Raw genomic sequence first — 23,960 nt, forward strand, 5'->3', positions numbered from 1 at the left:
TGGACGCAAAAAAGCAGCCTCACCCGCGTTTCCGCAGGTGAGGCTAGGTGTGTGCCCCCGGCAGGACTCGAACCTGCGGCCAAGCGCTTAGAAGGCGCCTGCTCTATCCACTGAGCTACGGGGGCCGGGTGTGGGCCGTGGCGGACGGGAGCCCTGTGGTGGGGGAGTCCCTCGCCGTGCCGGGACAAGGATAGGGCTCTTGTCGCGGTGTCCCGGTTGCTTCGCCTGCGTGGCACCTTGTGGAGGTTCGGTGAAGCGAACCGATAATCGCAGCTGGGTGCGGATCACGCACCGGTTTTCGGGCCGGATCGCGCGGGTGTTGTGCACTCGTTATGCCCGCGCTGTGCATGTCCCGCCTGCCCTCGGGGTGGAACCGCCGCGCACGGGTGGCCATACGCTTCAAAAAGGCGCCAAAAGCGGGCATTCTTCGCATGTGGTGACCATGGATGTACGGCCTCAGTTCATCGACGCACTCTCCGCCCTGCGCGACCGTGTCGCTGCCGTGCGTCTCCCACTACCGCTCCTGGGATCGGAACGGGCCCGCCAGACCAGGGACGAACTCCTCGCGCAGCTCGACGACTACCTGCTGCCCCGGCTCAAGGCGCCCGAGGCGCCGTTGCTCGCGGTGATCGGCGGGTCCACCGGGGCGGGGAAGTCGACGTTGGTCAACTCGCTCGTCGGGTGCCGGGTCAGCGAGGCGGGCGTGCTCCGGCCGACGACGCGTACGCCGGTGCTGGTCTGCCACCCGGACGACCACCACTGGTTCGCCGACGTACGGGTGCTGCCCCAGCTGACCCGGGTCTGGTTGCCGCCGGGGCGTGGGGCCGGGGCGGACGGGATCGAGGAGGCGGGTGTCGGCCGGTCGCGGGGCGCCGCTCAGGAGTTGCGGGTCGAGACGGCGATGAGCCTGCCGCGCGGGCTCGCGCTGCTCGACGCCCCCGACATCGACTCGCTCGTCGAACGGAACCGGGTCCTCGCCGCCGAACTCATCTGCGCGGCCGACGTGTGGGTGATGGTGACCACGGCGTCCCGGTACGCCGACGCGGTGCCCTGGCACATGCTGCGTACGGCGAAGGAGTACGACGCCTCGCTGGTCAGCGTGCTCGACCGGGTGCCGCACCAGGTGGTGGGCGAGGTCTCCCGCCAGTACGCGGCGCTGATGACCCGCGCCGGGCTCGGGGACGTACCGCGCTTCACCATCCCCGAGCTCCCCGAGTCGGCGGGCGGTGCCAGCGGGCTGCTGCCCACCACCGCCGTCGCCCCGCTGCGTGCCTGGCTCACCCACCGGGCCCAGGACCCCGCCGCGCGGCAGCAGGCGGTGGGGCGCACGGCGGCGGGGGTCATCGACTCGCTGAGCGTGCGGATGCCCGCGCTGGCCGGGGCCGTCGCCCAGCAGTACGCGGCGGCCGTACGACTCACCGGCGCCGTGGAGGACGCGTACGAGAAGGAGGCCGAGCGCATCCGCCGACGGCTCCGCAACGGTGCCGTGCTGGCGGGCGACGCCCGGACGCGCTGGCGCGGGTACCCGCTGGACAGCTCGGCCTGCGAGGTGCTGGAAGCACTGGTGGAGAGCCTGGTGGCACTCGTCCAGTGCGCCGTCGCCGCCGCCGACGAGAAGATCCGTGCGGCCTGGCGGCGGGATCCGGCCGCAGCGGCGTTCCGCTTCGAGAGCGCGGGCCGGGAGGGCGGCGGCTGGGGCCCGGCGGAGGACGCCGAGGGTCGGATCGCCGTGGCGGTACGCCGGTGGCGGCGGGTCGTCGAAGAGCTGGCCGAGGAGGAGGTGGGCCGGCTCGACCGCAGTGTCGCGCCGGACCCGGAGACCGTCGCCGCGCTCCTCGCCGCCGCCCTGCTCGGCGGGCGCCGGGCCCGCACCGCGGGGGAGCAGCTCGCCGAACGCATCGGCGCCCAGGGCGCCCTGAGGCTGCGGGACAAGGGCGGGGCCCTGCTCACCAGCTATCTGGACCAGGTGCTGCGGGTGGAGCGGGAGCGGCGGCTCGCCCCGCTCGACGCACTCGACATCGCCCCGGAACCGCAGGCGGAGCTGATCGCCGCACTGTCCGTGTTGCAGAGGGAGAGGAGGCAGCGATGACTGCCGTCGTGGATCAGGACCGGGAGCAGGGCGATCAGGGCCGGGGGAGGGGCCAGGAGAAGGGCCGGGAGAAGGGCCAGGGAAAGGGCGATGCGGGTGGCGGGGGCGACAGTGACGTGACGGCGCCGGAGACGTCCGAAGCGTCGGAGGTGTCCAGGACACCGGAGGAGCCCACGGCGTCCACGGCGTCGGGGGCCTCGGGGGCCGCGGGGGAGGGGGCCGGGCCCGGGGCACCCGCCGTCGGCGATCCGAAGGTGCCGGGGGCCGCACGCGCGGACCGGAGGTCGGACCGAAACTCGGACCCGCAGCCGGAGCGAACGACGGGCCCGCAGCCGGACCGAAACGCGGACCCGAAGCCGGACCGGAGCCCGGACCGGAGCCCGGACCGGAGCCCGGACCGGAGCCCGGACCGGAGCCCGCACCGGAACGCGGACGCGGACGGGCCGGTGGACGAAGCGGGCGAACCGGGCGCATCGGGCGCCGTACCCGGGGCGCCGGCGGACGTGCCCGAACCGGCGGGCGACCCCGACCCGCGGGACACCGCCGTCACACCGGCGGGCGTGCCCTCCCACTGGGACGACGGGCTCATCGCCCGCCGGGCCGCGGCCCGGGCGGCCAAGGCCGCCGAGCGCGAGCCGGCCGTGCCGGAGGACGAACCGGGGCCCGAGGTCGAGGCGTACGTACCGTCGGGCGGCACGCTCCGGCCGCGGCTCGAAGCCCTGCGCGAGCTGGTCGGGCTCTCCCGGGCGCGGCTCGACCAGGGGACGCTCGCCGAGGCGGGCCGGGTGCTCGAAGAGGCCGCCGCGCGGCAGCGGCTCTCCTCCCGGCACACCGTGGTCGCCCTCGCCGGAGCGACGGGCAGCGGCAAGTCCTCCCTCTTCAACGCCCTCGCCGGAGCGCAGATCTCCGACACCGGGGTGAGGCGGCCGACCACCTCCTCCCCGATCGCGTGCAGTTGGACGGACGGGGCCGCCGGGCTCCTCGACCGGCTGGCGATCCCCGGACGGCTCCGCCGAAGGCCGCATGCGGGGACGGCGGCGGCCGACGCGGCGCTGCAGGGGCTCGTCCTGGTGGACCTCCCCGATCACGACTCGGCAGCCGCCGGGCACCGGGAACAGGTGGACCGGGTCCTCGCCCTCGTCGACGCGGTGATCTGGGTCGTCGACCCGGAGAAGTACGGGGACGCCGCCCTGCACGAGCGCTATCTGCGCCCCCTCGCCGGTCATGCGGAGGTCAGCTTCGTCGTGCTCAACCAGATCGACCGGCTGCCCGGCGAAGCCGCCGACCTGGTCCTCGACGATCTGCGCCGGCTGCTCGACGAGGACGGCATGGCGGTGGGCGAGCACGGCGACCCCGGCGCCACCGTGCTGGCCCTCTCCGCCCTCACCGGCGAAGGGGTCGGCGAACTGCGCGAGCTGCTGGGGAAGTTCGTCCAGGAGCGTACGGCCGCACAGCGCCGGCTCTCCGCGGACGTGGACGCCGCCGCCGCGCGGCTGCGCCCGGTGTACGTCGCGGAGGGGCGGTCCGGGCTGGGGGAACGGGCCCGGGAGGAGTTCACCGACCGGCTCGCCGACGCGGTCGGCGCTTCGGCCGCCGGACAGGCGGCCGAGCGGGAGTGGCGCCGGAACGCGGGCCGCGCCTGCGGCACCCCGTGGCTGCGGCTCTGGCGCTGGTACGAGTCGACGCGCAGGCTCGGCGGCCTGGAGCGCATGGGCCAGGTCCTCACACCCGCACGGGAGGAAGAGGAGGCCACCGCGCGGCAGCGGGTCGAGCAGGCGGTACGGGTGGTGGCCGACGACGCCGCCGGAGGGCTCCCGGACCCGTGGGCGCAGGCCGTGCGCGAGGCCGCGTACAACGGGGCGATGGGGCTGTCCGAGGCGCTGGACGAGCTGGCGGAGAAGGCGGGTTCGGCCGCCCCCGCCCCCGCCCGAGGCCGGAGGGCCGGAGCCGACGCAGCGGGGGCCGGCACGGCAGGGGCAGGCTCGGCGGACGGGGCCGCGAAGCCGGACGGGGGCGGCCGTACGCGCGGCCCGGGGCGGTTCGGAGGCAACCGGTCCCGGGGGGCCGGGGCGGAGACCGGGGTCGGCAGTGTCAAGGGCTCACCCGTGCTGCTCGGCCGGCCCGCCAAGCCGCCGCGCCCCAAGTGGTGGCCGGCGGCGGTGGTCGTCCAGGCGTCCATGACCCTGCTGCAGATCTTCGGCGGGCTGTGGCTGGTCGGCCAGATCGCCGGGGTGCTGAAACCGGGACTCGTCGTTCCCGCGCTCGTGATGCTCGCCGGAGTCGTCGGCGGACCGCTGGTGGAGTGGGCGTGCGCGGCCGCCGCGCGTGGGCCGGCCCGGCGGTACGGGCAGGAGGTCGAGCGGCGGCTGCGGGACGCGGCGGCCGGATGCGGTCGCGCCAGGGTCCTCGACCCGGTGGCCGCCGAACTCGCCCGGTACCGCGAAGTGCGCGAGCGGTACGGGGCGGTGACGGAGTTGTCCACAACCGGCCGGTAATCCACAGGCCCCGGCGGGATCGCCGCACCTCGTCCAGCATGGAGTCCTCGCACCGGCCCGCACACGGGAGCGGTGGAGGCGGCAGCACGGGGGAGCGGGGAGAGCCTCGCGTACCCACCGGTGCGCGGGGCTCTCCCGTGTTCCGGGGGCGTACGCGAGGGCGACCTCGTACCCCCGGCTGCTCGCACCCGGCGGGTTCGCCCGCACGGACAGCAAGCGAAGAGGGGGACAGGACATGAACGAGACCTTGGTGACCCTGGTCGGCAATGCCGCGACGGGGGTGGAGTTCCGCGAGACGGCCTCGGGCGGGATGGCGCGGTTCCGCCTCGCCGTGACACCGCGCCGCTGGGACCGGGAGAAGCAGCTCTGGGCCGACGGGCACACGAGTTTCTACACGGTGTGGGCCTGGCGGAGCCTCGCGTCGAACGTGGCCGCCTCCGTCGCCGTGGGCGAACCGCTGCTGGTGCACGGCCGGCTGAAGGTGCGGGAGGAGGAACGCGAGGGAGCGCGCCGGACGTTCGTGGACGTCGAAGCAGTGGTGGTGGGCCACGACCTGAACCGGGGCTCCGCCGCGTTCCGGCGCTCGGCGCGACGCGAGCCGTCGTTCGGCGCTGAGGCAGGTACGACTGCGGGTGCGGGGCTGGATTCGGGGGGCGGTACGGGCATGGGCGCGGGTATGGGTACGGGAGAGGGCGCCGGTGCAGGTGAGGGGGTGCGTACGAGAGTCGGCGCAGGACCGGGAGGGGGCCCTGGGGAAGGTCCGGGAGGAGGTCCGGGAGGTGGGCCGGCGGGGGCGGGAGGACAGGACGCGGACGGTCCGGTTTTCGCGAGCGAACCGGTCGGTGGCGGTCCCTCCTGGGAGTTCGGGCCCGTCGACGAGGAGGGCGGCCGTCCCGGGGCGGCAGGGGTTCCTCGTCCGGCGAGACGCTCACGCGAGCCGACGGGCCGTCAGTAACGGTATGCGGGGCGCGCGTCGGTGCGCTGCGTGCTCCGACGAGCGCTCGGTGCACGGCTGGTGACGGGGTGCTGATGGTTTTCGTCGTACGCCGTGGGGCGGGAGTGACGGCGATAACGATTGCGATTCGGAATGGTTGTGCGACCGTAAGACGGGGGAGCGGTTCTGGCCCCCGTCCATAGGATTCCCCCCGTACTCATGGGCACTTGAGTCTTTCGGCGGGGCACTCCCCACACGCGCACCGAGCGCGAGGGCTCCGCCCCGGAGGGGAATTCTGTGACTTCTGCGTTTTCTGAGATTTCAGCGCTTCAAGGTTCCGACATATCGTCCGACCCGGCCCTCGGCGCCGGTCGGGCCGCACGTCGGTCGCTGCGGGGACGGGGCCACGGGCTCGCCCGCCTGGCCTCCACCGCACTGGTCACCGGTCTCGTCGCGGCCGGCGCCCTCACCGGCGCGGGCACGGCGGCGGCCGACGAGGCGCCTGCGCACCAGGGCGGCGCGACCGCGGTCCTGGACGGGCTGAAGACGTCCGACAAAGCCGTGATCAAGACAGCCGGAGCGGACGACCTGCGAGTTTCCGCCGGTCTCTTCGAGATGACCGTCGACGGCGGCGGCAAGCTCAAGACCTACTGCATCGACATCCACAACCCCACCCAGCCGGCGGCGGAGTACAAGGAAACCCCCTGGGCGCAGTCCTCGCTCGGCAAGAACGAGAACGCCGGCCGCATCCGCTGGATCCTTCAGCACTCCTACCCGCAGGTCGACGACCTTGCTTCGCTCGCCAAGGCGGCCGGCGCCGACTCGCTCACCGAAGGCACCGCGGCCGCCGGTACCCAGGTCGCCATCTGGCGGTTCTCGGACAACGCCGACGTCACCGCGGTGAACGAGGACGCCGAGAAGCTCGCCGACTACCTCCAGGGTGCGGCCAAGAACTCGGCCGAGCCCCAGGCATCCCTCACCGTGAGCCCCGCCGTCGTCTCCGGCCAGGCCGGCGGCCCGCTCGGCCCGGTCACCGTCCACACCGACGCGGCCGAGGCCGCGGTGGCCCCGCCCGCCGACGCCGTCGCCAGCGGCATCAAGATCACCGACAAGGACGGCAACCCCGTCTCGAAGGCGACCGACGGCACCGAGCTCTACTTCGACGTGCCGAAGGGCGCCGCGGACGGTACCGCCGCACTCACCGTGCAGGCGACCACCTCCGTCCCGGTCGGCCGCGTCTTCACCGGCGTGACGACCACCAGCCAGACGCAGATCCTGGCCGGTTCCAGCGAGTCCGTCGTCTCCGCGCAGGCCACCGCGACCTGGGCCGCCAAGGGCCCGGTTCCCGCAGTGACCGCGCAGAAGAACTGCGCCAAGGGCAGCGTGGACTTCACCGTGACCAACAGCGGCGACCAGCCGTTCAGGTTCTCGTTCGAGGCCGGTACCGACTTCACCGTCGAGGCCGGTGGCACCAAGACCGTGTCGGTCCCGGTCGGTGAGGACAAGGCGTACGACATCACCCTCGGCGGTGTCGACAACGACTTCAAGCAGAACTTCAAGGGCGTGCTCGACTGCGTCACCGCCTCCACCCCCGCCCCGGGCGACGAGGGCACCGACACGCAGGCCGGCGCCTCGCCGAGCCCCGTCGCGACCGCCGCTGCCGCCGACACGACCGGCGGCGGTGAGGGCGACCTCGCCGCCACCGGTGGCTCCAGCGCGACCCCGGTCATCGCGGGCGTCGCCGTCGTGCTCGTCCTCCTCGGCATCGGCACGATGGTCTTCCTCCGCCGCAAGAAGTCGGCTGCCGGCGCCCAGTAGTGGCCGCCAGGTGCGCGCGGTGACCGCGCGCACCACGCCGTAACGGTGGGACGGTGCGACGGCAGGAGTGCCGCACCGCCGCAGGACCGTACGACCGAAGGCCCCGTTCCGCCGGATTCCCCGGGGGAACGGGGCCTTCGCACGTATCCGACCCGAGGCACCCGTACGTACCCGCGCGCACCCGCACACGCACCCCCGGCACCCGAACGAGCACCCCGCGCTCCGGTCGTCCGACGCCGGTTTCCATCGGCTTCCAGCGGTTTCCGGCCGCTGCCAGTGGCGTCTCGTCCGGCGATGTCGCCTTTGCCGCCGCCCGAGGCCCCCCGCCGCCGCCCAGGTCAGCGGCCCCGGGTGGGACGGGTTTCCCCCGTGGGCTTGTCGTCAGGCAAGATGGGGTGTATCTGCCCACACCTCTATTGCTGCCGGACGGTTTCTCTTGGCTGAGTTCATCTACACCATGCGCAAGACGCGCAAGGCGCACGGCGACAAGGTGATTCTCGATGACGTCACCTTGAACTTCCTGCCCGGCGCGAAGATCGGTGTCGTCGGCCCCAACGGCGCCGGCAAGTCCACGGTGCTGAAGATCATGGCCGGCCTGGAGCAGCCGTCCAACGGTGACGCCTTCCTCTCGCCCGGCTTCAGCGTCGGCATCCTCATGCAGGAGCCGAAGCTCGACGAGGAGAAGACCGTCCTGGAGAACGTCCAGGACGGCGCCGCCGACATCATGAGCAAGCTCAAGCGCTTCAACGAGGTCGCCGAGCTCATGGCGACCGACTACTCCGACGCGCTGCTCGAAGAGATGGGCAAGCTCCAGGAGGACCTGGACCACGCCAACGCGTGGGACCTGGACGCCCAGCTGGAGCAGGCCATGGACGCCCTGGGCTGCCCGCCCGGCGACTGGCCCGTCACCAACCTCTCCGGTGGCGAGAAGCGCCGCGTGGCGCTCTGCAAGCTGCTCATCGAGGCGCCCGACCTGCTGCTGCTCGACGAGCCCACCAACCACCTCGACGCCGAGTCGGTGAACTGGCTGGAGCAGCACCTCTCGAAGTACGCGGGTGCGGTCGTCGCCGTCACCCACGACCGGTACTTCCTCAACAACGTCGCCGAGTGGATCCTCGAGCTGGACCGCGGCCGCGCGCTCCCGTACGAGGGCAACTACTCCACGTACCTCGACAAGAAGGCCGCGCGCCTCAAGGTCGAGGGCCGCAAGGACGAGAAGCGCGCCAAGCGGCTCAAGGAAGAGCTGGAGTGGGTCCGGTCCAACGCCAAGGGCCGCCAGACCAAGTCCAAGGCCCGCCTCGCCCGTTACGAGGAGATGGCTGCCGAGGCCGACAAGATGCGGAAGCTGGACTTCGAGGAGATCCAGATCCCGCCGGGCCCGCGCCTCGGTTCCATCGTCGTCGAGGTCGAGCACCTCTCGAAGGCCTTCGGCGACAAGGTCCTGATCGACGACCTGTCGTTCACGCTGCCCCGCAACGGCATCGTCGGCATCATCGGTCCGAACGGCGCGGGCAAGACCACGCTGTTCAAGATGCTCCAGGGCCTGGAGACGCCGGACTCCGGCACGGTCAAGATCGGCGAGACCGTCAAGATCTCGTACGTCGACCAGTCCCGCGCCAACATCGACCCGAAGAAGACCCTCTGGGCCGTCGTCTCGGACGAGCTGGACTACATCAACGTCGGCCAGGTCGAGATGCCGTCGCGGGCGTACGTCTCCGCGTTCGGCTTCAAGGGACCGGACCAGCAGAAGCCGGCCGGTGTGCTCTCCGGTGGTGAGCGCAACCGCCTGAACCTGGCGCTGACGCTGAAGGAGGGCGGCAACCTGCTCCTCCTCGACGAGCCCACCAACGACCTGGACGTCGAGACCCTGTCGTCGCTGGAGAACGCCCTGCTGGAGTTCCCGGGCGCCGCTGTGGTCATCTCCCACGACCGCTGGTTCCTGGACCGCGTCGCCACGCACATCCTGGCGTACGAGGGCGACTCCAAGTGGTACTGGTTCGAGGGCAACTTCGAGTCGTACGAGAAGAACAAGGTCGAGCGCCTCGGTGCGGACGCGTCCCGCCCGCACCGCGCCACGTACAAGAAGCTCACCCGGGGCTGATCACCGTGGCCCGTCACCTCTACCCCTGCCCGCTGCGCTGGTCGGACATGGACGCCTTCGGCCACGTCAACAACGTGGTCTTCCTCCGCTACCTGGAGGAGGCGCGCATCGACTTCATGTTCCGGCTGGCGCCCGGGGACGGTTCGCCGTCCTTCGCGGGCGGTTCCGTCGTGGCCCGCCACGAGATCGACTACCTCCGGCCGCTGGTCCACCGCCACGCACCGGTCACCGTCGAGTCCTGGGTCACCAAGATCGGCGCGGCGTCCCTGACGATCGCGTACGAGATCAAGGACGCGGATCTGGTGTACGTGCGGGCCTCCACGGTCGTCGTGCCCTACAACCTGGTGGAAGGGCGGCCCCGGCGGATCTCCGCCGAGGAGAAGCTCTTCCTCCAGGAGTACATGGAGCAGGAGCCCGCCGCGGCATGACCGTGCCCGTGCACTCCGTGCTCTTCGCCGACACGAGGGAGGCGGCGGACCTCGCCGCCTTCCTCGGCCGGCTGCTCCACTACGACCGCGCCGCCGCCGTCCGCCTCCAGGCGGCCGGCGGGGCGCTGGCCGTGTTCGGGCGCCCGCCTTCGTTCGACGTGCTGGCGATCCGTACCGCACGCCTGGCCGCGACCGGGAGCCCGGGGGCCTTCGACGTCACCGTGTCGGCGGGGGAGTTCCTGGAGAGCCTCGGCCACGAAGGCCACGAAGGCCACGAAGGCCCCGAAGGTCCCGAGGACGGCGACGGAGGCGCAGGCGTCCTGCCCGCCCCCGTCACCGGACCGCCCTGGGCCGGGCTGTTGCCGCCCCGCGGCCCCTGGCGCGAGATACCGGGTCTGCCGGGCCCGCAGGAACTGCGGACGATGCTGACCACGGCCGTCGGCGAGTTCCGCGCCCGCGACGAGGCGCTCCCCGAGGAGCACCGCACTCGGGCCGAACGCGACGTGATCGGCCGCGAGATCTGGTCCCGGCCGGTGGGCGGGACCCCGCTCCCGCTGCGCGCCGTGCACGCGGCCCAGTCGCTCGGCTTTCTCCGCCCCCAGCCGGACTTCCCGGTGAGCCTGCTGTCGGCGGGATCCTGGCTGCGGCTGCGGACCCCGTACGGCTCCGTCGCCCTGCGCGCCGAGGGCGGCGGCGGGCTCGGGGCGCTCCAGGTGTCGGTGGGCCGGCGTTGAGACACCCGCGCTGGAGCCCGGCGCTGAAACACCCGCGCGGGTACGTCAGCCGGCCGTGTTCACCATCGAGGCCGCCGCGTACGTGAGGTAGGACCACAGCTGCTGCTCGTGCTCGGGGGCGAGGTCCAGCTCGTCCAGGGCCACCCGCATGTTGGCGAGCCAGGCGTCGTGCGCCGCCCGGTCCACCCGGAACGGCTGGTGCCGCATCCGCAGCCGGGGGTGGCCGCGGTGGTCGCTGTACGTCCGGGGGCCGCCCCAGTACTGCATCAGGAAGAGCGCGAACCGCTCCTCGGCCGGGCCCAGGTCCTCCTCCGGGTACATCGGCCGCAGCAACGGGTCCTGGGCCACTCCCTCGTAGAAGCGGTGCACCAGACGCCGGAAGGTCGCCTCGCCGCCGACCTGCTCGTAGAAGGTCTGCTCCTGCAGCGTGTCGTGCGGGTTCTCTGTCACGTCTCCATGGTCGCAGACGTACCGGCCCAGGTCCGGGGTCCTAGGACCCCTGGGGCCCGCGGTCCTGCGACCCCCTCGGCCCGGCGCCGGGACGGGCCCACGCGCAGACGAGTCCGGCGAGCGCGCAGATCCCGGCCGACAAAAGCAGGGACCAGCCGGCGTGCGCGGCCGCGGCGGCGCCCATGAGGGCGACGCCGAGGGTGGCGCCGACCTGGCGTACCGCGTTGAGCAGGCCCCCGGCCGAGCCCGCGGTCCCTTCGGGGGCGGCGCCGACCACCGCCGCGGCGAGGGCCGGCAGCACGAAGGAGATCCCGAAGCCGGTGAGCAGCAGGCCCGGAGCGAGCCAGAGGAAGCCGACCCCGGTGAAGGCCGGGAAGGCGAGCGCGGCACCCCCGGCGGTCAGCAGGGACAGACCGGTCAGGATGGGGAGCCGGGGGCCCTTGCGCGCCACGATCCGGCCGGTCAGCGGCGGATTGGCGGCGAAGGGGACCGTCAGCGGCAGGAAGGCGAGCCCGGTCTCCCACGCGCTCAGGTGCCACTGTCGCTGGAGCAGCAGGGGGAGTACGAAGAGCGCGCCGGCCAGCGCGAAGCCGACGGCCGCGCCGGCCAGGAGACCGGCCCGTACCCGGGCGGACCGCAGCAGCGCGCGGTTCAGGACCGGCGACCGGCTTCCCCGCTCGCGTACGAGGAAGGTGACCGCCGCGAGGAGGAACCCCGCCGACGACCACACCGCGTGGCCCGTGTTCCGCGCCCCGGCGGCGATCAGCGCGTCCGTGAGGAGCGCCAGCGCCACCGCGGCGACCGCCTGCGCGGGCCAGTCGAGAGGGCGGTCACCGCGCGGGCAGGCCACCGAACGCCCCCGGGTGAGGGCCAGCGCCACCAACCCGACGGGCACGTTGACCAGGAACACCGCGCGCCACCCGGCCGCCTCGACCAGGAGACCCCCGACGAGCGGGCCGGCCGCGACAGCCGCCCCGCTGACCGCGGCCCACACCGAGATGGCACGCGCCCGTGCGGCCGGCTCCGGGTAGAGCCGGCCGATCATCGCCAGGGAGGCGGGCACGCACGCCGCGGCGGCTGCGCCGGAGACCGCCCGGAGCAGCAGCAGCGCGGTCAGGCCAGGGGCGACGGAGCTGAGCACCGACGCCAGCACGAACACCGCGACACCGCCACGGAAGAGCCGGTCGGCCCCGAACCGGTCGGCCGCGGCCCCCGCCGACAGCAGCAGCGCCGCGAAGGCCACGGTGTAGCCGGTGACCGCCCACTGGAGTCCGGCCATCGACGTGCCCAGGGAGGAGGCCAGATCGGGTTCGGCGACGGAGAGCACCGTGGTGTCGAGAAGGACCATGAAGTAGCCCAGCGAAATGCCCGTCAGCGCACGGGTCCGCCGGCCCTTCCGGCTCTTCGGGGAGGAGAGGCCGGGGGATGCGGGTGGATCGACGACAGTCATGACGGGCAGTCCTCCTGGGAGTCGGGAGTCGGGAGTCGGTGGTTGGGGGTCGGTAGTCGGGAGTTGAGGGCAGGGGCGGACAGGGGCGGGCAGGGGCGGGCAGGCGGGAAAGCCCGGCCCAGGAAGCCGGGAAGCCGGGAGCGTGCGGGACGTTCGGGCGAACTCGGGTGCAGGCAGCCCACCTTGGCCGTCGCGGGGCGAGAGCTCCACCGGCTCGTCCGCACGGGGCGTTCGGAATCCCCGAACGCTCACCCGCGTTCTCCTCCGTCATGGAGCTACGCCAACTCAGGGTCTTCGCAGCCGTCTTCGACCACCGGACCGTGACCGCGGCCGCCGTCGCGCTCGGTCTCGCCCCCTCCTCGGTCTCGGAACAGATCCGCTCCCTCGAATCGGCCCTCGGGGTACCCCTGTTCGACCGGGGGCCCCGGGGGATGGCGCCGACGGCCGCCGGGCAGCGGCTGCGCGGCTGGGCGCGTTCCCTGCTCGACACGGCCGAGCGGGCCGTCCGCGACGTCCGGGCCGAGCGCCGGAGGCTGCGGCTCGGCGCGCTGGAGACGCTGGCCGGCTCCCATGTCCCGCTGGTCCTCGCCCGGCTGGCCGAGCGGCGGCCCGAGACCGACGTCGAGGTGCACGCCGACGGCAGCCGTCAGGCGCTCTTCGCGGACGTCGTCGCGGGGCGGCTGGACGCCGCGCTGCTGCTGGACTCCGGCGAGGAGATCGGCGGCCTCGGCTTCCCGCCGCCGGCCGAACCGCTGGCTTTCGTCGATCTCGACCCGGTCCCGCTCGCCCTGGTCGCCGCTCCCGCCCACCCGCTGGCCGGCCGGAGTGCGCTGGTCCCCGCCGACCTCGGCCGGGAGCGGCTCCTGGTCAACGTCCCGGAGTGCTCGTTCCGGATGGCCGGTGACCAGATCCTCGGCACCGGCCCCGAGCGGGTCCGGGCCGGCGGGGTGACGGTGATGCGCTCCTGGGCCGAGCACGGCCTCGGCATCGCGCTGCTGCCGCACTTCGCGGTCGCCGACAGCCTGCGGGCGGGCACCCTGGTCCGGCTCGGACTTCCCCTGCCCGACCTCAGCCTGCGCCTCGTCTGGCGCGAGGACCGCGAGGCCCTGCCCGGCCTGCGGGACATCCTGTACGCCGCCGCCCACGCCGCCCACCCCTCGCCATGACGGACCGGGCCGACGGACCCGGTGGGCAGCCGCCGCTCGCCCGCCGGGCGCCGCCGCAGGAGAGTGGAGGCATGGGTGGACCAGAGCACGCGGCGCGCGATCCGTTCGAAGCCGAGGCGGCGGCGGCCCGCCAGGCCATGGTGGGGCTCATCGTGGCCGGCGGCGGGCTGCGCGACCCCGCCTGGCGTGCGGCGTTCGAGGACGTGCCCCGCCACCTGTTCGTGCCGTACTACTACGAGGGCGGGCTCCTCGGCCACGTACGCCTCTGGTGCGGGGACGCCGACCCCGTACGCCGCGAGCAGTGGCTGCGCGGGGCGTACGCGGACGGCCCGCTGGCCACCCGGATGAAGGACGGCGAACTCGTCTCCTCCAGCAGCCAGCCCTCACTGATGGCGCTCATGCTCGAAGAGCTGGACGTGCGCGACGGCCAGAGTGTGCTGGAGATCGGCGCGGGCACCGGTTACAACGCCGCCCTGCTCGCCCACCGGCTCGGCGACCGGTCGGTCACCACCGTCGACCTCGACCCGGAGATCACCGAGTCCGCCCGCCGCCACCTCGCCGCGGCCGGATACCGCCCCACCGTCGTCACCGGCGACGGGGCACGCGGCTGCCCCGGGCGGAGCCCGTACGACCGGATCGTCGCCACCTGCACCCTGCCGCTGATCCCGGAGGACTGGCTCGCCCAGTGCGCCCCCGACGCGCGCATCCTGGCCCCCTTCGCCACCGGGCTGATCTCGCTCCGGGTACGGCAGACGGCCGGCGGGCGGCGGGCCGAGGGGCGCTTCCTGCACACCCCGGCGTTCTTCGTGCCGCTGCGCGGGACGCCGGAGCGGCACGGCGGCCCGGCCCGGCACACGGCAGGGAACGACCTCTACTCGTTCCTGCTCACCCTGGCGGGCGGCTCGCTCGGCGCGGACGAGGCGATGAACCTCTGGGAGGGCGAGGGACGCCCCGACCGGGAACGCTTCGGCCTCACCGTCGACCGGGGCCGGCAGTGGGCCTGGCTGGACGACCCGGAGGGCCCGTACGTATGGCCCCTCACCGGTCACGAGGAGCGGTGAGAGGCCGGAAGCCATACGTGCGGGGTACTGCCGGGGCGGGTCAGCCCCGGCGGACCGTGATCGTCGTCCACGCCCCGACGTGCACCTGGTCGCCGTCCTGGAGCGGCACCGGTACGTAGGGCTGGATCGGGTCCTCGGCGCCGTTGAGCGTGGTGCCGTTGGTGGAGTTCTGGTCCACCACCGCCCAGCCGCCGTCCGGCTGCTTCACCAGGACCGCGTGCTGGTGCGAGACGCCCGGGTCCTCCGGCGGCACCGCCAGGTCGATGTCGGGCGACTCGCCGGTGGAGTGCCGACGGCGCCCGATGGTGACCTGGCTGCCCGCGAGTTCGAGGTGCTGCTCGGGGGAGTAAGCGGGCAGGTTCAGCCCGGTCGCCTCCGGGCCGCTGCGCTGCATCATCGCCAGGAAGTAGTCACGGTCCGGCGCGATCACCGCGGTCCAGACGGCCGGCCGCGGCGGCTCCTGCCCACCGGGACCCGCCTGACCGCCCGGCGCCCCGGGGCCCGCCTGGGCGCCGGGGAAGCCGCCCTGACCGGGGAACGGCGGCGGGAAGGCCCCCTGGGGGCTCTGGCTCTGCTGCTGGAAAGCGTGCGGCTGCTGCTGCTGCGGCTGCTGGTGCGGCGCGGGGGCGTGCGGCGCCTGCGCACCCGCCTGCGCCCCGGCCCGGCCCTGCGAGGGCGGGGGCAACATCCAGTCGTCCGCCTCGGGCGCGGACGGACCGGGCGCGGGCGGCGCGCTCTGCTGGAACGCCGACGGCGGGCCCTGCTGGAACCCGGCCGGCGGGCCCTGCTGACCACCCTGCTGCCGGCCCGGCCCGCCCTGCTGGCCCGGCCCGCCCTGCTGGCCCGGCCCGCCCTGCTGGCCCTGCTGGCCCTGCGGGAAGGACGGCTGCCCGGGGTGGCCGGGGAACTGCTGCCCGCCCTGCGGGAACGGCGGCTGCGGGCCCGGCCCGCCCTGGGGGTTCGGCTGCCCGGGATGCCCCTGCTGGCCGTGCTGCCCCTGCTGGAAGGCCGGGGGTGGCGGGCCCTGCTGGAAGGCGGAGGGCGGCGGGCCCTGCTGGAACGCGCTCGGCGGCGCCTGCCGTCCGTCGCGATCCGGTACGAGCGGCTCCGCCGGGCGGTTCAACTGCGAGGGGCGCGAACCCTGGTACTCGAAGGGGTCACGCGGCTGCGGAGGCTGCGGGCCCTGGGACTGCGGGCCCTGGGACTGCGGGGCCGGCGGTGCCTGCCGGGGGCCGGGCTGCGCCTGGAAGCCCGGCGGCAGGTTGAGGCCGGGCACGGCTCCGCCACCGGCGCCGGGCTGCGGAGCCAGCGGGGTGTACGAGGTGGCCGTGTTGGTGAGGAAGTTCCACCGGCACTCCTCGCAGAACGGCCCCCCGGGCTCACGCGGGGTGCGGCACTGCGGGCAGAGCTCGACGCCGGCGGTCGGCTGAGAGCCGGGGCCGGAGCCCTGCGGGTAGCCGTACCCGGGCGCGGGCGGCGGCGGAGGGGGAGGCGGGGGCACGGCACCGGGCGGGCGGGCTCCGGCCATGCGGTGTCCGCAGACCTCGCACCAGTCCTCGGAACCCGACTGGTGTCCGTTCGGGCAGGTCGGCATGTCGGCGCTTCCCCCTCTCCTCGTCCGGCCCAGGGGGCCGTCATGCTCGTCGATCGCCGTGCGCGCGGCGGGGCGGAGGGTCCGCCCTCGGCCGTGCGGACGACTCTGTCGCTCGGCTTCGTCTGTGTCGTTCTCTTGCTACTTCTTGACGCGAACGGTCTTGGTGGAGCGCGTTTCGAGTGTCATCTCGTCCGCTTCCGCGACCTTCGCTTTCAGTCGCACAGTACCTGTCGCGGCGTCGACCACGTCGACCACCTTCGAAAGCAGCTTGGCGGTGTCCTCGTTGCCGGAGACCGACGCGAGCTGCACCGCGCGCCCCAGTTTCGCGGTCGCCCCGTTCAGGTCCCCGGCCTTGCGGGCGTCGAGTCCCTGCTGGATCACCCGGGCCAGCTCGGCCTGGCCCGTATAGTGCGCGACCTGCGGGTTCATCGCCGTGGACGCCACCAGGTCGTCCGTCCACACCGCCCGTACGAGCCCCTGCGCGAGGGTCTCCGGAGCGCCCCCGCCCGAGGGACCGGGGAGGACCAGGGAGACCCGCGCCGCCAGCATCTCCTGGCCGATCCGGGCCTGGGGAACCCTGACGCACACGTGATAATCGCGGGATTCGTCACCCCAGGAACCCGTCGGATAGTCCCCGGCGCGTGGCCCCGCCTCCGTCCGGCGCCCGGTCAGGTCGACGACCGACGGAGCGACCTGTTTCACGAAGAGGACCTCGGTGTCCACCGGAGTCCAGAGCCGCAGCGCCACGTCCGCGACCTCCTTGCCCATGGCGTTCTCCATCATCCGCGTGAAGTCCGCGGCCAGCCCGGCCGGGTCGGCGACGATGTCGGCGGTGCCCAGCAGGGCGGAGGCGATGCCCGTGACCTCCTTCACCTCCCAGTCGGTGCCGACGCCCCGGGCGTCACAGGTGAAGCGGCCCGCACAGGCGTCCAGCGCCGCCCGCAGATCCTCCGGCGCCTCGTGCTCGTTGCGCCCGTCGGTCAGCAGGATGCCGTGCCGCAGACCCACCCCGGTGGTGCCGAACAGCCGGTCGGCGAGCCTGAGCCAGGTGCCGATCGCCGTGCCGCCGCCCGCGCCCAGCCCGCGCAGGGCGTCCTTCGCCTGCGCCCTGGTCAGGCGGTCTGCCTTGGCGAGGCGGCCGTTGCCCGGGTAGACGTCCTTCGCCACGTGCGTACCGGCCACCACCGCGAAGAGGGTGCCGTCGCGCAGGGTGTCGATGGCCGCCGCGGTGGCGTCCCGGGCGTTGCGCATCTTCGTCGGCGGGTACTCCATCGACCCGGAGCAGTCGACCATGAGCACGACCGCCGTGTTCGACGCGGACGCGTTCCCGGCGAGCGGCACCCCACCCGTCGTACCGCCTCCCGTGGAGGTGACGGTGACGATCGCGTTGACCTCGCGGCCCCCCTCGGGGAGGTAGCTGTTCTGGTACACGTCGACGGAGAACCGCGGCGCTTGCGACTTGGAGAAGTTGGCCATGGAGCGGCTCCTCGATGCCCCACCGGAGGGACGGATACGGGTGTGCGGCGGACGGTCGGTGACCAAGGCGGGGAATGGTCCACAAGCAGTGGGAAGCAGTGGGAAGAGGTGGGAACCAGCCGGAAACGGCCGGGAGCGCCCGGGAGCCCGTCAGCCGGAGTGTGCCCCGGCCGGCGGTACGGCGAACGGCAGCAGCGCCACTGTTACGTTGTCGTGGCCCCCGCCGTCGAGCGCGTGCCCCACCAGCACCCGGGCGCCGTGCAGGGGGCGTTCGCCCGCGTCCCGGGGCAGGGCGGCGGCCATCTCCTCGGCGGACTCCGCGTAGTTCCAGAGTCCGTCGGTGCAGACCACCACGGTGCCCGGCTGGTCGGGCTTGAACGCCGCGGTGTGCGGGTCGAGTTCGTAGGCGTCGGCGCCGAGCCAGCCGGTGATCGCGTGGGCCCGCTCGTCCGCGTACGCCTGCTCCTCGCTCATCAGGCCCGCCGCCACCATCTGCGCGGCCCAGGAGTCGTCCTCGGTGAGCCGGGCCGGCTGCAGGCCACGGTCGGCCGGCACCCAGTAGACGCGGCTGTCGCCGACCCAGCCGACGATCAGCAGACCGGCGGCGACGATCGCGCCGACCAGGGTGCAGGCCGGGGCGTTCTGGTGGCGGTGCGGGTCGTGCTCCGTCGCGCCCTCCTGCTCCTCGGCCAGCGCGTTGACGGCCCGGGAGGCCGCGACGATCGCGTCGTGCATCGCCTGCTGCGGGTGGGTGCCGCGCGGCAGCGACTCCAGGAGGGACGCGTCGGCGGCGTACGCGGCGGCGGCCGACGCCTCGTCGGGCCGGTGCGCGGAGGACACCCCGTCGCAGACGATCGCGACGACGGCCGGCGAACCGTCCGGCAGCGCCGTCGTCGACACGGCGAAGGAGTCCTCGTTGCGGTGGTGGCGCAGCCCGCGGTCGCTGACCGCCGCCACCGGGCCGAGCTCCCGCTCCATGTGGTCGCGCTCGCGCGGCTGGGCGTGGCCGCAGGTCTCGCAGTACCCGTCGGTGTCCACCCGGCCGGCCCGGCAGGCGACGCACAGCTTGGTGCCGGCCGGGGCGCTCGTACCCGCGGCGGGAGTCGTGACGGTCCCGGGGGCGCGCGGGTCGGTGGCGGGCACGCCCTCGGGGGCGGACCCCGGTGCTGCCAGTTCGAAGTCCCCCGAGCCGTAGCCGGGGCCGAGGGAGCCGGGGCCGAGGGAGCCGGGATCGAAAGAGTCGGGTTCGGCCGAGCCGGGTCCGGCGGAGCCGGAAACTTGGCCGGGGCGCTGTCCCGGTACCGCCCGGTCGTCGTGGCGCACGGCGGGCGGGGCCACCGGGGCGGCGGGCGCGGCGGGGGCCGCCGCCGCGCGGGCGTACAACGGGTGGCCCGCGGAGTCGATGCCCGGGAGGTCGGCCGGACGGTGGACGGGCGCGGGCTGGTCCGAGGTGTCGGTCTCGGACGCGGGCGGCCACTGGACCGGAGCCGGAGCCGCAGCACCCGGAACCGCCCCCGGCCGGGCGGGAGCCGGCGGGGCCCCCGGCGAAGCATGCGGTACGGGCGCACCATGCGGTACGGGTGGGGCAGGCGGGGCCGGTGGTGCTGCCGGTGGGGGTGGAGGCGGGGCGGTGATCGCCATCGTCGGCCGGTCGCCCGGCCGTTCGGGCACGGCCGACAGGTCGTAGCCGCAGGCGCCGCAGAACAGGTCGCCCTGCTCCAGCGGTTCCGCGCAGCTGGGGCAGGCCGGCAGGGGAGCCGCCTGCTGGTGGATCCGTGACATCTTCACACCCACGTCCGGGGGCGGAAACGGTTGGCCCGCTCCACCAGTTCGATCCTCTCGTCGCCCTGCTGAGCCAGCCTGGCGAGCATCCGATAAGCGCGTTCCAGCCCGAACCGGAGCCCCCGCTCGTCCAGTTCGCTGCCGAGCAGCGTCCGCGCGCCCGGCCCCGAGAGCGCGGAACCCGCGGACGGACGGGCGGGTCCTGTGGAGAGTACCCAGTCCAGCGCGGTCCCCAGCACCTCCGTCGAGAGGCGCTCGCGGCGCACCGCGTCCAGCCCCAGTCCGGCCAGCTCCGTGATCTGGTCCGAAGCGGAGGCGAGGTCGTCCGCCAGCGGCTCTCCCGGGGCGCGCCCGCGCAGCCGCGCGCGGACCGAGGCGACCCGGGCGGCCGTGAAGTGGATCGACGCGGCGGGCACCGACTCCAGCGTCCGTACAGCGCCCGTACGGTCCCCTGCGGCGAAGCGCACCCGGGCGAGCCCGAACGCGGCGCTGACGAAGCTCGGATCGGTGGTCCAGACGAGGTGGTAGTAGTCGGCGGCGTTGTCCAGCTGCCCGAGCACCTCCGCGCAGACGCCGAGCGCCAGCTTGGGTGCCGGTTCGCCCGGGAACGCGTCGTACACCGCGTCGAAGGAGAGCGCCGCGTGCTCGCGGTCACCGGTCACCAGGGAGACGATCCCCCGGTACCAGACCACCCGCCAGTCGGCCGGGTACCGGGCCTCCAGCTCGCCCAGCACGTGGCCGGCCGCCCCGTACTCCGCCAGCTCCAGGAGGGCGCGCAGCTCGCGCAGCCTGGTCTCCGGAGAGGGCGCCGGTACGGTGCGCAGCGCGCCGATCAGCTCCTGCGGAGCCGCCGCCATCACCCCGGCGAGAAAACCGGCGTTGGGGTCGCTCGCGTCGACGCGCGGCACCGGCAGGGCGAGCGCGGTGGCACCGGCGTCGAGACCGCCGAGCCACGGCCCGGCTCCGGACGGCGCGGGTCCCGCCCCCGGCGGCGGGACCGGAACGGCTGCCGCCGGGTGGGCGTACGCCGGAGCCACCGGCTGCGACGGCACGTACGGGGACTGCCCGCCGGCCGGCGGACGGCCGCCCACCGACCCGTTCGTGTGGGTGGGCGCGGCCGTGAGCGCCGCCGCCGAGGGCTGGTACCCGGCCGGCGGGGTGTACCCGGACGGCTGGGAGTAGGGGGCAGGCGCCGCGTGCCCGGACGGCTGGGAGTAGGGAGAGGGCGCCGCGTATCCGGACGGCTGGGAGTGCGGGGCGGGCGCCGCGTGCCCCGGGGCCGGTGCGTACCCGCCGGGCTGCGGGCCGACCGCTCCGGTGCGGGCCGGGGGGACACCGCCGTACGGCCCCGGGCCCACCGGCAGTGCCGCCGCCACCGCCGGAGCCGCCGCGCCGGGGGCGACCGTGCCCGGAGCCGCCGCGCCCGGCGGGACGGCTCCCGCGAGGGCCCCCGCGGGGGGCTTCCCGCGCCGCCTCGGGCGTCCCGCCCGTCCCGCCGCCTGCGCGCCACGGCCGCCGAGGAGGGAGACGTCACCGGTCAGCTCGGCGAACAACTCCGTGTCCGTCACCCGCAGTTCCGGGCCGAACAGGGTGGAGAGCGCCGGGCGCGGGCGGCCCGACTGGAGCGCCACGACCTCCCGGAGCACCCCCGTCAGCTGTTCGGCCATCTCCTCCGCCGAGGCGAAACGCCGCGCCGGGTCGGGGTCGGTGGCGCGGACCAGAAGCCGGTAGAAGGACTCGTACGTCCGGAAGACCTCGATGTTCTCCGGGTCGGGCAGCGAGTCAACGAAGACGTTGGTGTAGCCCTGGAAGTCGAAGGTGAGCACCGCGAGGGTCCGCGCCACCGTGTACAGGTCGGAGGCGACCGACGGACCGACCTCCCCGACCTCGGGGGCCTGGTAGCCCACCGTGCCGTAGATCGCCGACTCCTCGTCGTCCATCCGGCGGACCGCGCCCATGTCGATCAGCTTGAGCTGGTTCTCCGTCTGGATCGCGTTGTCGACCTTGAAGTCGCAGTAGAGGAGGTTGCGGCTGTGCAGGTGGCCGAGCGCCTCCAGCGCCTCGATCCCGTACGCGCACGCCTGCTCGACCGGCAGCGGATCGCGTCTCCCGGCCGGGGTGCGGCGGTCGTTGGCGATCTCCTTGAGCGCCTTGCCGCCGACGTACTCCATCACGATGTAGCCGTCCAGCGAGCCCGTCCGCTGGTCGAGGTGCTCGACGAAGTTGTAGATCCGCACGATGTTGGAGTGCTCGATCTCGGCGAGGAAGCGGCGCTCCGAGATGGCCGCCGCCATGGCGTCCTGGTCGCCGGTGTCGAGCAGGCCCTTGAGGACCACCCAGCGGTCCGAGACGGCCCGGTCCACCGCGAGGTACACCCAGCCGAGCCCGCCGTGCGCGAGGCAGCCCGCGACTTCGTACTGCCCGTGCACCACGTCACCGCCGCGCAGCTTCGGTACGAAGGAGTACGGGTGCCCGCACTTGGTGCAGAACCCCTCGGTGCGGCCCGGCCGGTCGCCGCGCGCCCGGCCCACCGGCGCCCCGCAGTCCGAACGCGAGCAGAACCGCTTCCGCTCGGGGACCTCGGCGTGCGCCATCACGGCCGCACGCGGATCGGGGCGCGGCACGTCCGGCACCTGCACCAGGCCCGCGCCCAGCCGGCCCCGGCCGGAGGAGCCGCCCGACGCGCCGGAGGACCGTACCGACACCGACGGCACGGTCCCCGCGCCGCCGGACAGACCCCGCGAGAGCCGGCCCGAGACGGACCGCCGCGAGGTCGACGAACGCGAGGAGGCACGGCCCGAGGCGCGGGAACCGGCCGGTGCGGACGCCGAGTCGCCGCCGCGCGCGGCGAAGGCGCCGCCCGCGATGCCGGTGGGCGGCGAGGCGACCATGCCGGTCGGGGAGACGACGGGAGCCAGACCGCAGGTGTCGCAGTACAGCTCTCCCTCGCCCATGTCCTCGTACGCGCCTTCGCACGTGGGTCGCTGGCACCGGGTACTCATCGGGTCTCCCGCTCGTCGTGCCGGCCGTGCCGGTCGTGCGCGTCGTACCGCCGGTCCTCGGGCGGGGGCGTCCGGCCCGGCGCCGTCATCTCCGCGGCCGTGTGCTGGTAGCGCAGCACCGCCTGGTCCGCGACCCGCAGATCGCAGGGTGCGCTCCACAGCATCCGGCGGGCCGCGTCGTACTGCTCGATCAGCAGCGGGTCCTCCGCGAGCCCGTGCCGCGCCACCTTCGCGCGGTACGCGTCGAGCCGGCCCCGCAGCTCCGCGCGCACGGCGAGCGGGGCGGTCACCGAGGTCAGCGACTCACGGGCGCGCAGCAGCTCCTCCTCCGCCTCCCGCTCCAACTGTTCGAGGAGCGGCGGGAGCCGGTGCCAGCGGGCGTGCCGACGGTGCTCGGAAGCGGCGGCCAGCCGCTCCTGGAGCGCGGTCGGCGGACCGCTGACGGCGGGCACCTCCGAAGCGGCGATCTTCGCCAGCACCTCGCCCCGGGCGGTCCGCGCCTCGGCCAGCGTGCGGTCGGCCCGCGAGAGCACGTCCCGCAGCCGGGCGAGCCGGTGTTCGGCGTCCTGCCGGACCGCGAGGACCGCCTCGATCTCCCGCCGCACCTCCTCCAGCGCGCGGGCCGCCCGGTCGTACCGCGCGGTGTCGGCGCGTCCGCCGCCCGGCGCCGCGCTGCCCGGCCCCGGCAGCCAGAACGCCAGCGGGTCGGCGATCACCTGGGCCCGCAGCTCGGCGAGCTCCCGGGTGATCGACTCCAGGTCGTCGCCGGACGGGTGCTCGCCCGGCCGCACCCCCACCGAGTGGGCCAGCGAGCGGGTGCGGTGGAGCTCGGCGGCGAGCAGGTCGATCCGCGCGGGCAGCGCCGACCAGACCGAGTCGGAGGCCACCACCATGTCGAGCGAGCGGGCGTAGAGCGTGTTCATCCGGCTCACCAGCTCCTCCAGCGAGAAGCGTGTCGCGAGCCGCGCCGGACCCGCGACCGAGGGGTCGGGCGGCGCGGCGCCGTGCGCCACGGTGATCTCCCGTCCACGGAGCAGCCCGGTGAGCGTCTCCAGGTCCTCCCGGCCGGGGTGACGCCTGCGGGCGCGCACCTCGCGCGCCCGGGAGAGCGCGCCGGCGTACGCGTCGAAGTACCCCCAGAGCTGGGTGATCGACCGCTCGGTGGTGGCCCAGCGCTCCTTGGTCACCCCGGACAGGTCGGCGCCCTCCAGGAGGCGCCGGCCCGCGTGGTCCTGCAGGGCGAGGAGCGAGGTCTCGATCGCCTCGTGCTCCGCGCCGAGCCGGGCCAGCGCACGGTCCGCCTCGTCCCGGTCCATGACGGGGCCCGGGGGCTTGGACGCGTAGCTGGGGAAGGGTCCCGCGACGCTCATCGCTCACCTC

Annotated in this window: 15 protein-coding genes, 1 tRNA gene and 1 pseudogene; 9 read left to right on the top strand and 8 right to left on the bottom strand. The window is 74.4% G+C overall.

What is annotated here, in order from left to right:
* Nucleotides 1-52: 52 nt before the first annotated feature.
* A tRNA-Arg gene (locus tag ACFZAX_RS19595) sits at nt 53-125 on the bottom strand.
* Between the two features lie 317 nt (nt 126-442).
* Here ACFZAX_RS19595 and ACFZAX_RS19600 point away from each other — a divergent pair.
* From ACFZAX_RS19600 to ACFZAX_RS19630, 7 genes and pseudogenes are all read left to right on the top strand, one after another.
* Nucleotides 443-2,089, top strand: coding sequence for a dynamin family protein (locus tag ACFZAX_RS19600; protein WP_390963044.1), 1,647 nt, complete (start codon nt 443-445; stop codon nt 2,087-2,089).
* Between the two features lie 560 nt (nt 2,090-2,649).
* The gene (locus tag ACFZAX_RS19605) at nt 2,650-4,584 is read left to right on the top strand and encodes a GTPase (protein WP_390963307.1); all 1,935 of its coding nucleotides are present in this window, start codon (nt 2,650-2,652) and stop codon (nt 4,582-4,584) included.
* Nucleotides 4,585-4,819: 235 nt separating this feature from the next.
* Nucleotides 4,820-5,185: pseudogene (locus tag ACFZAX_RS19610) on the top strand (single-stranded DNA-binding protein); the annotation flags it as partial.
* A 675-nt stretch (nt 5,186-5,860) separates the two neighbouring features.
* A complete protein-coding gene (locus ACFZAX_RS19615; protein WP_390963308.1) occupies nt 5,861-7,336 on the top strand; it encodes a Cys-Gln thioester bond-forming surface protein in 1,476 nt (491 codons plus the stop codon).
* 436 nt (nt 7,337-7,772) lie between these two features.
* Complete coding sequence (ettA, locus tag ACFZAX_RS19620) at nt 7,773-9,437, top strand: energy-dependent translational throttle protein EttA (RefSeq protein WP_390963045.1); 1,665 nt, start codon at nt 7,773-7,775, stop codon at nt 9,435-9,437.
* 5 nt (nt 9,438-9,442) lie between these two features.
* On the top strand, nt 9,443-9,865 hold the full coding sequence (locus ACFZAX_RS19625) for a thioesterase family protein (RefSeq protein ID WP_266704383.1): 423 nt from the start codon (nt 9,443-9,445) through the stop codon (nt 9,863-9,865).
* Nucleotides 9,862-10,599 (top strand): hypothetical protein, encoded by a 738-nt coding sequence (locus ACFZAX_RS19630; protein ID WP_390963046.1) that lies wholly within the window; start codon nt 9,862-9,864, stop codon nt 10,597-10,599. The genes ACFZAX_RS19625 and ACFZAX_RS19630 overlap by 4 nt, the downstream gene beginning before the upstream one ends.
* 45 nt (nt 10,600-10,644) lie before the next feature.
* On the opposite strand, the gene ACFZAX_RS19635 is transcribed toward ACFZAX_RS19630, so the two are convergent.
* On the bottom strand, nt 10,645-11,049 hold the full coding sequence (locus ACFZAX_RS19635; protein ID WP_390963047.1) for a globin: 405 nt from the start codon (nt 11,047-11,049) through the stop codon (nt 10,645-10,647).
* 40 nt (nt 11,050-11,089) lie between these two features.
* Entirely contained in the window at nt 11,090-12,499 is a 1,410-nt protein-coding gene (locus ACFZAX_RS19640) for an MFS transporter (protein ID WP_390963048.1), read from the bottom strand.
* A gap of 269 nt (nt 12,500-12,768) precedes the next feature.
* Here ACFZAX_RS19640 and ACFZAX_RS19645 point away from each other — a divergent pair, with 269 nt between their 5' ends.
* Both ACFZAX_RS19645 and ACFZAX_RS19650 read left to right on the top strand, forming a co-directional pair.
* The gene (locus ACFZAX_RS19645) at nt 12,769-13,665 is read left to right on the top strand and encodes a LysR substrate-binding domain-containing protein (protein ID WP_390963049.1); all 897 of its coding nucleotides are present in this window, start codon (nt 12,769-12,771) and stop codon (nt 13,663-13,665) included.
* 71 nt (nt 13,666-13,736) lie between these two features.
* Nucleotides 13,737-14,726, top strand: a complete 990-nt coding sequence (locus tag ACFZAX_RS19650) for a methyltransferase domain-containing protein (protein WP_390963050.1) — start codon at nt 13,737-13,739, stop codon at nt 14,724-14,726.
* A 40-nt stretch (nt 14,727-14,766) separates the two neighbouring features.
* Here the strand turns inward: ACFZAX_RS19650 and ACFZAX_RS19655 are convergent, their stop codons facing one another.
* The 5 genes from ACFZAX_RS19655 to ACFZAX_RS19675 form a co-directional block, all read right to left on the bottom strand.
* Nucleotides 14,767-16,320: an FHA domain-containing protein gene (locus tag ACFZAX_RS19655; RefSeq protein WP_390963051.1), complete on the bottom strand. Its 1,554-nt coding sequence runs from the start codon at nt 16,318-16,320 to the stop codon at nt 14,767-14,769.
* 138 nt (nt 16,321-16,458) lie between these two features.
* Nucleotides 16,459-17,796 carry a VWA domain-containing protein gene (locus ACFZAX_RS19660; RefSeq protein WP_390963052.1) on the bottom strand — a complete coding sequence of 446 codons (1,338 nt, stop codon included), beginning with the start codon at nt 17,794-17,796 and terminating at the stop codon, nt 16,459-16,461.
* Nucleotides 17,797-17,946: 150 nt separating this feature from the next.
* Nucleotides 17,947-19,578 carry a protein phosphatase 2C domain-containing protein gene (locus tag ACFZAX_RS19665; RefSeq protein WP_390963054.1) on the bottom strand — a complete coding sequence of 544 codons (1,632 nt, stop codon included), beginning with the start codon at nt 19,576-19,578 and terminating at the stop codon, nt 17,947-17,949.
* Nucleotides 19,579-19,580: 2 nt separating this feature from the next.
* Entirely contained in the window at nt 19,581-22,580 is a 3,000-nt protein-coding gene (locus ACFZAX_RS19670) for a tetratricopeptide repeat protein (protein WP_390963056.1), read from the bottom strand.
* A complete protein-coding gene (locus ACFZAX_RS19675) occupies nt 22,577-23,950 on the bottom strand; it encodes a hypothetical protein (protein ID WP_390963058.1) in 1,374 nt (457 codons plus the stop codon). The genes ACFZAX_RS19670 and ACFZAX_RS19675 overlap by 4 nt, the downstream gene beginning before the upstream one ends.
* Nucleotides 23,951-23,960 lie beyond the last annotated feature (10 nt).

The sequence above is a fragment of the Streptomyces sp. NPDC008125 genome (assembly GCF_042957125.1).
GTDB lineage: Bacteria > Actinomycetota > Actinomycetes > Streptomycetales > Streptomycetaceae > Streptomyces.